Source organism: Hujiaoplasma nucleasis (assembly GCF_013745115.1).
GTDB classification, from domain to species: domain Bacteria; phylum Bacillota_I; class Bacilli_A; order Izemoplasmatales; family Hujiaoplasmataceae; genus Hujiaoplasma; species Hujiaoplasma nucleasis.
Genome location: NZ_CP051151.1, coordinates 456,096 through 468,871, shown reverse-complemented (window position 1 = coordinate 468,871; position 12,776 = coordinate 456,096). Strand labels below are relative to the sequence as shown.

The following is a 12,776-nucleotide window of genomic DNA, read 5'->3' as shown; positions in this document are numbered from 1 at the left end:
AAAATAAAATTTGATATAATAGATTATTGTTATTAGGAGGATATTATGTGCGGTATCGTAGGTTACATAGGGAAAGCTAAAGCATCTGAAGTAGTTATTAAAGGATTAGAGCGTTTAGAATATAGGGGCTATGATTCTTGTGGAGTCACTTATTTTAATGAAGCCAAGAAGGAATTTATTACCAATAAGGGTATTGGTAGAGTAGCGAGTCTATATCAAGAATTTAAATATCCAGAATCAAATCATTTAGGTATAGGTCATACAAGATGGGCAACACATGGTGTGGCTAATTATCAAAATACCCATCCACATTATTCACAAAGCAATCGCTTTATTATTGTTCACAATGGTGTTATAGATAATCATAAAGAATTGGTTTATAAATATTTGCCTGATTATAATTTTAGAAGTGATACTGATACGGAAGTTATTGTAAACTTAGTTGAAGAATTTTCTAAAAAAAGAACTGTTGAAGAAGCCATCAGAAAAACTATTTCTTTATTAGATGGATCATATGCATTTTTAATTTTAGATACTGAAGATACCAATCATATTTATGCAGTTAAAAATAAATCTCCACTATTAATAGGAGAATCAAAAGAAGGTATAGTATTAGGATCTGATGTTTTAGCCTTTGTAGATTACGCAGATGATTACTATCTTTTAGAAGATAATTCAGTTATTATCGTAGAGAAGAACCAAGATCAATATAGTTTCAAAGTTACTGACGCTGTTGGATTTGAAAGTAACCATTTAAAAAAATTACCTATGGATTTTATCATGGATGATTTAGATAAAGCTGGCTATGAACACTATATGTTAAAAGAAATTTCAGAACAACCTGCAGTTATTAGAAAAATCATGAAAGAATACATGGTTGATCATAAACTAAGAGTTAGACCAGAAATAAAAGAAATGTTTAATAACATTAAACGCGTATATATATTAGCAGCTGGAACATCTTTTCATGCAGGACTTATTGGTAGGGTCTTCTTTGAAGAAGTCGCTAAAATACCTGTAGAAGTCTTTATAGCATCAGAGTTCGCTTATAACGAACCTCTAATTGATCCTCATTCACTCTTTGTATTAATTTCTCAATCTGGTGAAACTGCAGACTTAAGAGCCTGTTTGGTTAATGTAAAGGAAAAAGGATATAAAACCTTATCAATAACCAATGTACCAACTTCAACACTAGCAAGAGAAGCTGATGCAACATTAAATATCTACGCAGGAACTGAAATAGCAGTTGCTTCAACCAAAGCTTACGTTGGACAAATAGCAGTCCTTGCTATACTAGCCAATTCATTATCTAAACAACATAGTCTAGACTTGGTGTCTGAACTTTCTAGAGCTGCTGTTTCTATGGAAAATATAATTGATAGAAGAGATTATATTAATGAACTAGTTCAACATACTTTTAATAGTCAAGATGCCTTTTATATTGGACGTGGAATAGACTATTTCGTTTCATTAGAAGGAGCTTTAAAATTAAAAGAAATTACCTATATTCATACAGATGGTATAGCAGCTGGTGAGCTAAAACACGGTCCGATGGCTTTAATTGAAAAAGACATACCTGTTATAGCTATTATCTCTCAAGATCATATTTCTAATAATACTCGGTCTAATTTAGAAGAAGCAAAAGCAAGAGAAGGTAAACCGCTTGTGATTTCTTTAGAGAATACATCTAAAGGCAATGATGATATTGTATTAATGGATGTTCATCGTTTATTAAGTCCTTTAGTAACTGTTATTCCTACACAACTTATCGCTTATTATAAAGCTAAACAATTAGGTGTCGATATAGATAAGCCAAGAAACTTAGCCAAATCAGCTACAGTTGAATAGGAAGGGGATTTTTTATGAAATATTTTGGAACTGATGGGATTAGAGATAAAGCTGAATCAATTATCCATCATCAATACGGATATTTTATTGGTAAAGCTTTAAAAGGAATTAAAAAAGATAGTAAAACAGTCTTTATCGCTAGAGATACTAGAGAATCTGGCTATAGAATCGTTGAAGATATAAAAAAAGGTTTATTTGAATCTGGCATTAATGCCTATGACTTAGGAGTCTTTCCTACACCAGTATTGGCTTATTTCTCTTTGTCAAATCAAACATTTGGTATTATGGTGACTGCAAGTCACAATCCTTATACTGATAATGGCATTAAAGTATTCGATAAGGGCAATAAATTAAATTCACAAGATGAGGCTTTTATTGAATCTGTCATCGATGGCGACATAAGCATTGATAAAGCCAAAGTGTCTGGACAAGAAAAGGAATTCAAAAATGCTTTTAAAAAGTACTTAAGTTTATACAATGGTATGATAGAAGAAGTAGATTTGAAAATAGCTTTAGATTTAGCAAACGGAGCTGCAACAACAACTGCAGAAAAAATATTTAGTAAATTATCTAAGAATATATGTGTGATTGCTAATGAACCAGATGGCTATAATATCAATAAAGACTGTGGGTCAACCCATTTAGGTCAATTACAAGATCTAGTTATTAAAGAAGAATGTGATTTAGGTATAGCCTTTGATGGAGATGCAGATCGATTGATGGTGGTTGATCATCAAGGCCAAGTTTGTGATGGAGACTTTTTAATATACTTATTTGCAAGTTATTTAAAAGCCCACAAACAATTAAAAAATAAATTTGTAGCTTTAAGTAAAATGTGCAATATAGGGATCATTAAAGCACTTAATGAAAAAGACATTGAAGTGATCCAAACAGATGTTGGAGATAAATACATAACCCAAGCTATCGAAGAGCATGATGGTGTCTTGGGAGGAGAAAATTCAGGACATATTATTAATAAATTGCTTTTCGAGACAGGTGATGGTGTCTTAAATGCGGCCTTTTTAATTAAAGTTCTTCAATATTATAAATTGCCTTTAGCTCTTTTAAAAGAACAGGTTCAATATTATCCTGATAAACTAATAAACTTAAAGAATATCGATAAAACATTAGCGTCACATCCACAAGTCGTTGACATCGTGAACAAACACCTTTGTAAATTGGCTGGTGATGGAAAAATTTTAGTTAGACCTAGTGGTACTGAACCTTTAATAAGGATTTCTGCTTCTGCCCCAAGTGAACTACAAGTGGATCTAATCATTGAGGAAATAAAGAATAAAATTGAAGATTTAGCAAAGGAAGGAAATTAATATGAAGAAATATGCTATTATTTTAGCTGCAGGTAAAGGCACAAGAATGAAAACAGATTTACCTAAGTGTGCTTATCCCCTATTAAAAAAACCTATGATTGTCTATATCATTGAAAACCTTACTAAATCACAATCTGTTGATGAAATAATTACGGTTGTTGGACATAAGAAAGAAGTCATAAAGAATATCTTGAATTCTCGTGTATCTTACGCTGATCAAGATCAACAATTAGGGACGGGTCATGCAGTATTAATGGCTAAAGACTTAGTCAAAGAAGAAGGTTATAGTATCATTTTACCTGGAGATATGCCGTTAATTGATGACTTAGTCATTAAAGAAGCCATGGCTTACCATGAATCTACTAGAAATGATTTAACCGTTGTTTCTACTTTTGTTGATGAACCAGACGGTTACGGTAGAATCATTATGAAAAACGAACAACTTCAAGCCATTGTAGAAGAAAAAGATGCTAGTGAACAAGAAAAAGAAATTAAAGAAATAAATACTGGTATTTATATAGTTGATAATCAAATGCTTTTTGAAGGCTTAAATTTAATTTCAGATAATAACGCCCAACATGAATATTATTTAACAGATATAGTTAAAGTCTTTAAATCTCAAAAGAAACGTATTTCAACTTTTATACTTAAAAAACCATTTAAAGCGATGGGGATCAATGATTTATATGCTTTAAGTCAAGCTGAAGCTATTTTAAGACATAATATCAACAAAGAAATTATGCGTTCAGGGGTAGCAATGATAAACCCTGATACAATTACCATTGGTGATAATGTTGTAATAGAAGAAAATGTTACTATTTCTCCTAACTGCTATATCACTGGTAATTCTCATATAAAAAAGAATACATTTATTGGTCCATCAACTGAAATTCATAATTCAATTATCGGTGAAAATGTAAAAATTCAACATTCATTGATTTTTAATTCAGAAGTCAAAGATAATACAACGGTTGGTCCTTTTGCCCACTTAAGAGACGGGGCAATTATAGGTACGAAAAATCGTATTGGTAACTTTGTTGAAATCAAAAAAACGATCACTGGTGACAATTTTAAAGCCAGCCATCTTGCATACTTAGGCGATGCTGAAGTTGGCAATAATGTTAACTTTGGATGTGGATCAATTACTGTAAACTATGATGGAACCAACAAATATAAAACGCTAATCGGGGATGATGTTTTTGTTGGCTGTAACGCTAACTTAATCGCACCTATTCAAATTGAAGATAATTCTACAATTGCGGCTGGATCTACTTTAAATAAGAATGTTCCTAAAGACTCATTGGCTATCGCTAGATCGTATCAAGTAAATAAGGAAAATTATTTTAAAAATAAAAGTAAATCTAACGGAAAGAAATAGTTGACAAAGATTAAGATATATACTATAATAACAACGGTTTAAATTTAGAAAGCAGAAGTACCCACTTCTCACCTGATTGAAAGATCAATAGGTCCAAGCTAAAATAATATGTTAATGACATGTTAAGTGGGTGCTATATGTACCCACTTTTTTATATAACATGGAGGTGTTAATATTAGATATCCAAACAAAAAACCAGTTAAAACTGAGACAACGCCTATTAATGAAGAAATTCGTTATAGTAAAGTCTTATTAATTGGAGCTGATGGTCACCAATACGGCGAAATTTCTAGTAGAGAAGCCAATCAAATTGCCTTAGAAAAAGGATTTGATTTAGTTTTAGTTGCGCCTAATGCAAAACCACCAGTATGTAAATTGATGGACTATAGCAAATATCGCTACGAACAACAAAAGAAAGCGAAAGAAGCTAGAAGACATCAAAAAACTGTTGAACTAAAAGAAATAAGAATGACTGCAGTTATCGAAGAACATGATTTAAACACAAAATTAAATCATGCACAAAAATTCTTAACAAAAGGTAACAAAGTCAAAGCAACTGTAAGATTACCTTACCGCGCAGGCGATGCTTTAGTTGAACAAGGAAAAGAAGTATTAAATCATTTTTATCAAGCCTTATCTGAATATGGAGATATGGACGGAAATATAGATAAAAATGGTAGATTCTTAGCAATTATGATTAACCCGAAAAATTAGGAGGAGAAATAACTATGCCAAAAATGAAATCACATTCAGGTACTAAAAAAAGATTAAAAAGAACTGGCTCTGGGAAACTTTCTAGACCTTCAACTTATTCAGTACACTTGAAAAGTCACAGAACACCAAAACAAAATCGTCAAGCGAGAAGAGAAGAAATCATATCACCATCAGATTTAAAAAGAATCAAAGATATGGTTCCATACCTATAAGAGAAGGAGTGAAGAAAGATGCCTAGAGTAAAAGGAAGTTTCGTAACAAGAAACAGACGTAAAAAAACATTAAAATTAGCCAAAGGTTACTTTGGAGCTAAACATTTATTATACAAAACAGCTAAAGAACAAGTAATGCATTCATTCAAATATGCATATAGAGATAGAAGAAGAAGAAAAAGAGATTTCAGAAAATTATGGATTACAAGAATCAATGCTGCAGCTAGAATGAACGATTTATCTTATTCAAGATTAATCGATGGCTTAAAAAAAGCAAATGTTGAAGTAAACCGTAAAATGTTAGCTGATTTAGCAGTATATGATATGGCTGGTTTCACAAATCTTTGTGAACAAGCAAAAAAAGCTTTAAAATAAGACAAAAAGTCTAGAAATAGACTTTTTTTTATTATTGTTATTTGGTTAAAATTTTGATAAGATATAAATAAGAATAAAGATAAGAAAGAGGACATAAATGGATGCTAAAATAAAAGTGGATAATATCAAGAAAACTTTTACACTATCAAAGAAACAAATGAAAATTAATAAAAGCAATGAAAAAAGAAAAGTAGCTGTTAATGGCTTATCTTTTGAAGCGTTTTCTGGTCAAATTTATGGTTTATTGGGTCCTAATGGTGCTGGTAAAACAACAACATTAAGATGTATATCAACTTTAATAAAACCTGATGAAGGGGATATCTATGTTAAAGGACATAGTGTACTAAAAGATCCATATAATGTTAGAAAAAACATTGGTTTTTTAACCAGTGATCTTAAATTAGAAGAGTTTTTTACCCCAGATTATATGTTTGATTTTTTTGCTAGACTTCATGGGTTATCTGCGGACAAAACCCAAGAAAGAAAAGAAGAATTATTTGCTAAATTCGGTATAGACCATTTTAGACAAGTTAAAATAAGTGATTTATCAACCGGGATGAGGCAGAAAGTTCAGTTAGTTATTTCCATTGTGCACGACCCTGAAATTATTATCTTTGATGAACCTACCAATGGCTTGGACATTATCACTGCTAAAATTGTTACTGATTTTTTAATTGAGTTAAAAGAAAAGGGTAAAACCATTATAGTGTCTACACATATCTTCTCTCTTGTAGAGAAAATATGTGATAGGGTAGGCATTATTATTGATGGATTGCTCATCTATGATGATTCATTGGAAGCTGTCCATAACACTCATAAAGATGTAGAAGACTTATTTTTTGACTTAGCGGGAGAAAACTTATCATGAAGAACATATGGACCATATTTAGAAAAGAAATTGACAGAGTATTCAAAGACAAAAGATTAATAATCACCCTGTTTATACTACCTGGTTTATTTATATTTATTATTTATAATTTCATTGGTAACGCGATTGATAATATGCAAGATGGAGAAGTTACTGACATCGCCATTGTCAATCCTACAGATACATTTGAAAGCCTATATGAAACTGGTGAAAGGCTTAATGAGTCTTTATCGAATATTAATGTGATTTCAATTAACGAAGAGGAAATAGATTCATATAAAAACAAAATTGATGATGAAGATTGGAATATACTTATTGTATTTAGTGAAAATATACAGGCTTACGATGGGAGTGAAGACCAACCTTCAGTCATTTTTTACACAAATCCCAAAGATGCATCTTCATCCATTAATCGTTTTAGACAATATATAATTTCCTATGATGAATATTTAAAAGCTGGTCTTTATGGTGATACCTCATATTTAAATTTTCAAGAACAATACTCAGAAATCTCTGAAAGAGAGATGATTGGTACTGTCATGTCTAGTCTTTTACCAATGTTAGTTATCATGTTCTTATTTTCTGGTGCCATGTCAATTGGACCTGAATCTATTGCTGGTGAAAAAGAAAGAAATACGATTTCAACCTTATTGATTACCCCAATTAAAAGAAGTGAGTTGGCTATAGGTAAAGTCTTAAGTCTTTCACTTTTATCACTTGTATCAGCCATATCTTCATTCATAGGAATTATACTTTCACTACCTGCTCTATTAAACTTAGAAGATCAAAGCTTATCAGTTTTCACTTTTAGTGATTATATGCTTATATTAGTTGTTTTATTCTCTACTATTTTTGTTATTATTGGTATTGTATCTGTAATTTCAGCATATGCTAGATCATTAAAAGAAGCATCTACCTATATTACCCCAATCTATATACTCACAGTGATTGTTTCTATAACAACCATGTTCTCTACTGGGGCTAATGAAAACTTATATGTCTACTTAATTCCTATTTATAACTCAGTTCAATCATTGGTAGGTATCATGACTTTCACCCCTAATATAGCTACTTTTGTTTTAATAACTGCCCTTTCAAACTTTATATACATGGTTGGATTTATTTACTTACTCAATAGAATGTTTAATAGTGAACAAATAATGTTTAAAAAGTAGGTGTTTTGATGATTATTAATATTTTTGGTTCAAGTGGATCTGGGACCACTACCTTAGCCAAATCTTTATCAGAAATATATGATTTTTATCATATAGATATAGATGATATCATGTGGGAAAAAACAGACCCCCCCTTTACAATAAGAAGAGATAATCAAGTCATTAAGAAAGATATGCATGAGATACTTAAAAACCATCAAAATACAATCATTTCTGGTGCCATTGTTAATATTTACGATGAACTCAAAGAAAATATTGATTTATATATTTATATGAACTTAGATATAGAAACCAGGATTAAACGTATTAATCGTAGAGAACTCAATAGATTTGGAAAAAGAGTATTACCTGGTGGAGACCTCTATGACAAACACCAAGAATTTCTCCAATGGGTAAGTGATTATGAACATAACCCAGAATATTTGAGATCTAGACGGCAACACCTTTCTTGGTTAGATGGTGTATCTAAGCCTGTGCTTAGAATTACGGACGAACTAAGCATAGAAGAACTATTAAAAATTGTCGGTTCTTATATAAAAAAACTATAAAACAGGGTTTTTACTTTTAATTTTTTTATAAACAAGATATAATGAATAAAATTGGTATTAGATAGGAAAGGGGCTATTTTATGATTATTAATTCGTCTTCAATCATTAGAAATCGTCAAAAAGATAAATTTTTTGGTATAGATTACTATGCTAATCTTTGTCACGGCTCTAACCCAATCTTTAATTATCTATCTACGCCCCTAGATTTTTACCCCCTAGCCAATCAAAAAGCATCAGCTAGATGTTTGGATAGAGAATTAGATTTTTTAAAGAAAATTAATGATTTTGAAGAAGATAAAATATTTGGAATTTTTGAAAATCCTGATATCTATACTTGTCATGACTCGATTTTTAATATTATCGATAAGTTAAAGGAAACTAGACATGGTTTATTTATAGAAACCAATTCTTTAAACCTAATTAATGATATTGAAGTTTTAGAAGATTTTTCAAAAACAAATCCTTTATTAATAGGCATACCTATATCAAGTTATAGCTCTATAGACCTGAGTATTTTTAATGAACATTATGATTTTAAATCCATGGAAAAATTAATCAAAGCATTAGAAAAAACAGATATTAAATTTGGTTTTATTATGAAACCTTTTATACCTGAAATCAATGATGATCCCCTAAAATTTAAAGAGCTACTAGAAACACTTATTCATCATCACCCTGATTTTATATACCCAACTTTCTCTTTAAACTTTGATAGTAAAAAACTTAATGAGTTCTATGATTTAATTGATAAAGAAAAACCTGAATTTAAGTCAAAATATTTTGATAAATATGGTTATAAAAAATCTTGGATTAGTGATCGGGCTGAAGAACTAAAGAAAATCTTCATCTTCAATATTAAAAAAACAAAAATAGCTTATTCCATGAATCAAATTATTGATTTATACAAAACAACAAAACAACAAGAACAAATCTCGTTGTTTTAGTAGGAGGTAATATGTTTAATAATATTTTTCTTGAAAATTTAACCTTTATTATTATCGGCTTGGTATTTATTTTAGTTGCTGTGGCGGTCTATATTATCTTTTTAAAGTCAAAAAGTTATTCAAATAAAGAAAGCCATACCAATCCACCAGAAAGCATATCTAAAGCTCAAAATTCAAACATTATAGAAGAAAAGAATGTCATTGAAAGTAAAATTTCTGCTAATGAAGTAGAAAAAAAAGTTCATCCTGTGATCAACGAAACTCTCGAAAGATCAATGACCGCAGACGAACTCTTACAACAAATAGAAAACGAAAAAAATAAGAGTAATGATATAGAAGAAGATGAAAATTCGGATGATACTCAAGATCTTGATGAACTAGCCAAAGAAACCGATATTATTGAAGATAAAGAAGATAATGTTCAAGAGTCAAAAGCTATCAAAGAAGAAAATGAAGATCATGAAGATGAACTTAAAGATGTGAAAAAAGAAGATGAATCAGTTGAGTTAGGTAAATATCATATCTTGTATCGTGAAAGAGATGATAAATGGTATGTAAAAAGAGAAAACTCTGATAAGGTAATTAGAGTCTTACACACTAAAAAAGAAGCCATAGCTTACGCGACCATTAAAGCTATCAATCAAGATACCAATATTGTGATTCATTCAAAAGATGGTAAAATCGAAAAACATGGATATTAAAAAAACCTCGTGAGAGGTTTTTTTTATGCTTTCTTAGTTTTTAATATTTTTCTTGATAAGGTTTTATGTTGTGCTATAGCACCTATTTGATAGACAAGTGCATATCCAATCGTGACAGCTACAGCCAAGAATAAAACATGCCAACCACTTGGTAAGGTATTTAAAACAGGGATAGGTCCACCTATAAATGGATTGGACATTAGGTACATATTATTAGCATTTTGATCTATAAATATATTTCCAAACATAGCCCATAAAGCAGAGATAATTAAGCCTAATGCTATGTAATGCCATCTTTCTTTTTTAAAGGAGAAATCACCTCTGTATATTAAAAACAAAGGAATAAAGATTAAAAAGAAATGAATGACTGAAGATCTTAAGTTAGGTAAAATAACTCTAAAAGGTTCCCCATATAATACCGTTACAGGATATAAAATAACAGCGAAACCACCTAAAATTGAAGTGGCAAACACAAAATCTTTTAGGGGTTTGATATCAAACCAAATGACGATAGGTAATAAGATATTGACTATCCCACACAATTGGAAAGAAAAGAAGGTGTTAATATCTAAAAAAGGATGGGGGTAAGTTGAATTAACAAGACCGATGGTATAATACTCATGGATGAAAAGCGCTTCACCTGCGTATTTTAAAAGAATAATCAATACTAAAAAAATAGATATTATTTTATCTTGAGTTATTTTATTCTTATTTTTTAAAAATCTAAAAATAACCATAAACAAAACAATATTTATTAATAAATAAATCAAATGATAACCACTAAAAAAATAATGGCCAGGTTGTTCATCCATTCCTATAGTTGTCCAAAAATAAGCAAGCGTCACAGTAAAACCTCCTAGATTATATTATATCATATCAAATCTTCTAAATGAACTCAACAAAATTTACTTATTCAAATAATTTAACTTGATATTTTACTGAAAAGTAGTAAAATATTAAATACACTATTTAAGGGGTGATACTATTAAACTTACAATTAATCAAAAGGTTTATGAATATGATAAACCAGTTGTCTTAGAAGACATTGCGAAACAATTTGAAGGAGAATACTATGCTGCCTTAGTCAATAACAGACTAAGAGAACTCTCATATAGGGTTTCTAAAGATGCAAAAATTGACTTGTTAGATTATTCTTTCTATGATTCTACAAGAATTTATGCGACATCTATGCGTTATCTAGTTGCGATGGCGACATATAGGACTTATCCGGAAATAGAAATTAAATTCTCTAATAGTATTTCTATGGGAATTTATGGTCGTGGTGTTGAAAACGACATCAACCAAGAAATGTTAAAAAACATTAAAAAAGAAATGGATAATATCATTGCTGCTGACTATAAAATCACACGAAAACAAGTGTCTATTGATTATGCTAAAGACTATTATGGATCTTTAGGTTACGATGATAAGGTCAATGCTCTTGAATATCGTAAGGAAAAAGTAAATATTTATACATGTGATGATTATAAAAACTATATGTATGGTTATATGGTCCCATCTACCTCATACTTAAAAGATTACGAATTGGTTTATCTAAATCCTGGTTTCTTAATCCAATATCCTCGAAGAGAAGAAAAGGGAGAAATTCCTGAGTTTTCAAACTCTCCTAAGTTTTTTGATGTTTTAAGCAAGGCAGAAGAATGGTCAAAAAATTTAAAAGTAGATATGATATATAAAATGAACCATCGTATTGAAAATGGAGATGCTAAAAAACTGATTGAGATTTGTGAAAATGGTCATGACCAACAATTAAAGACCTTAGCTGAAAAAATTCACGCCCGTAAAGACGTGCGTTTAATCGCCATTGCTGGACCATCATCATCAGGAAAAACCACTTTCTCCTTAAGACTTGAACAAGCCTTAAAAACTTATGATATCAAACCTCTAATGATATCCATAGATAATTACTATTTACCTGTTGAACAAGCACCATTAGATGAACATGGAAAACCAGACCTAGAACATATAGATGCATTAGATATAGAGTTATTTAACCAAAACATTTTAGATTTAATAGCTGGTAAAGCAGTTGAACTACCATATTTTGATTTTATGTTAAGAAAAAGATCATTTAAACCAGCCTTTATTATTGATGAAAAAACGCCTATTGTCATTGAAGGAATCCATGCTTTAAATGACCAATTATCTCAACATATACCTAAACATCAAAAATTCAAAATATATATTTCTCCATTTTCACAAATTAATATTGATTATAACAATCCTATTAATTTAACAGATTTAAGACTCTTAAGACGTATCGTTAGGGACTTACAATTTAGAAATACGTCTCCTGAAGAAACATTAGATATGTGGCCATCAGTAAGACGAGGCGAATATAAATGGATTTATCCACATATTGAAAATTCAGATTTTATCTTTAATTCTGAGTTGTCTTATGAATTTGCAATCTTAAAACAATATGCTGAAGATGCTTTGAATACGATAGATAGAGAATCTCATCATTTTATTCAGGCCAATCGTTTATTAAAATTCCTAAAATATTTTAAAACAATTGATGCATCCTTAGTTCCAAAACATTCTTTGTTAAGAGAATTCATTGGCGGAAGTCAATTTGAACACTAGTATTTAGTGTTCTTTTTTTTTCATTAAACAACTGAACTTTATTGTTTAAGATTGATTTATTTGGTATAATTACATTTA

Annotated in this window: 13 protein-coding genes and 1 other annotated feature; of the genes, 12 read left to right on the top strand and 1 reads right to left on the bottom strand. The window is 30.2% G+C overall.

The genetic code is table 11. The features are described from left to right. The first annotated feature begins 45 nt into the window (after positions 1-45). The 11 genes from glmS (at position 46) to HF295_RS02030 (ending at position 10,091) form a co-directional block, all read left to right on the top strand. Positions 46-1,848 carry a glutamine--fructose-6-phosphate transaminase (isomerizing) gene (gene glmS, locus HF295_RS02080; RefSeq protein WP_312032189.1) on the top strand — a complete coding sequence of 601 codons (1,803 nt, stop codon included), beginning with the start codon at positions 46-48 and terminating at the stop codon, positions 1,846-1,848. Between the two features lie 14 nt (positions 1,849-1,862). Continuing rightward, positions 1,863-3,176 (top strand): phosphohexomutase domain-containing protein, encoded by a 1,314-nt coding sequence (locus HF295_RS02075; protein ID WP_312032188.1) that lies wholly within the window; start codon positions 1,863-1,865, stop codon positions 3,174-3,176. A 1-nt stretch (position 3,177) separates the two neighbouring features. Continuing rightward, positions 3,178-4,554 (top strand): bifunctional UDP-N-acetylglucosamine diphosphorylase/glucosamine-1-phosphate N-acetyltransferase GlmU, encoded by a 1,377-nt coding sequence (gene glmU, locus HF295_RS02070; protein ID WP_312032187.1) that lies wholly within the window; start codon positions 3,178-3,180, stop codon positions 4,552-4,554. 43 nt (positions 4,555-4,597) lie between these two features. After that, positions 4,598-4,715 (top strand) — a sequence feature (ribosomal protein L20 leader region). Between the two features lie 13 nt (positions 4,716-4,728). Next, positions 4,729-5,268: a translation initiation factor IF-3 gene (infC, locus tag HF295_RS02065; RefSeq protein WP_312032600.1), complete on the top strand. Its 540-nt coding sequence runs from the start codon at positions 4,729-4,731 to the stop codon at positions 5,266-5,268. 14 nt (positions 5,269-5,282) lie between these two features. Next, positions 5,283-5,480, top strand: a complete 198-nt coding sequence (gene rpmI, locus HF295_RS02060; protein WP_312032186.1) for a 50S ribosomal protein L35 — start codon at positions 5,283-5,285, stop codon at positions 5,478-5,480. A gap of 18 nt (positions 5,481-5,498) precedes the next feature. Next, positions 5,499-5,855, top strand: a complete 357-nt coding sequence (gene rplT, locus HF295_RS02055) for a 50S ribosomal protein L20 (protein WP_312032185.1) — start codon at positions 5,499-5,501, stop codon at positions 5,853-5,855. A 97-nt stretch (positions 5,856-5,952) separates the two neighbouring features. Beyond that, positions 5,953-6,723, top strand: a complete 771-nt coding sequence (locus tag HF295_RS02050) for an ABC transporter ATP-binding protein (RefSeq protein ID WP_312032184.1) — start codon at positions 5,953-5,955, stop codon at positions 6,721-6,723. Beyond that, positions 6,720-7,898 (top strand): ABC transporter permease, encoded by a 1,179-nt coding sequence (locus HF295_RS02045; RefSeq protein WP_312032183.1) that lies wholly within the window; start codon positions 6,720-6,722, stop codon positions 7,896-7,898. Before HF295_RS02050 ends, HF295_RS02045 begins: the two co-directional genes overlap by 4 nt. 8 nt (positions 7,899-7,906) lie before the next feature. After that, positions 7,907-8,446: an AAA family ATPase gene (locus HF295_RS02040; RefSeq protein WP_312032182.1), complete on the top strand. Its 540-nt coding sequence runs from the start codon at positions 7,907-7,909 to the stop codon at positions 8,444-8,446. 80 nt (positions 8,447-8,526) lie between these two features. Beyond that, complete coding sequence (locus HF295_RS02035; protein WP_312032181.1) at positions 8,527-9,390, top strand: hypothetical protein; 864 nt, start codon at positions 8,527-8,529, stop codon at positions 9,388-9,390. Positions 9,391-9,401: 11 nt separating this feature from the next. After that, positions 9,402-10,091, top strand: coding sequence for a DUF2188 domain-containing protein (locus HF295_RS02030; protein ID WP_312032180.1), 690 nt, complete (start codon positions 9,402-9,404; stop codon positions 10,089-10,091). A gap of 23 nt (positions 10,092-10,114) precedes the next feature. Here the strand turns inward: HF295_RS02030 and HF295_RS02025 are convergent, their stop codons facing one another. Further along, positions 10,115-10,936, bottom strand: a complete 822-nt coding sequence (locus HF295_RS02025; RefSeq protein WP_312032179.1) for a TMEM164 family acyltransferase — start codon at positions 10,934-10,936, stop codon at positions 10,115-10,117. A 295-nt stretch (positions 10,937-11,231) separates the two neighbouring features. Between HF295_RS02025 and HF295_RS02020 the strand changes: the two genes are divergently transcribed. Further along, a complete protein-coding gene (locus HF295_RS02020; RefSeq protein WP_312032178.1) occupies positions 11,232-12,698 on the top strand; it encodes a nucleoside kinase in 1,467 nt (488 codons plus the stop codon). Positions 12,699-12,776 lie beyond the last annotated feature (78 nt).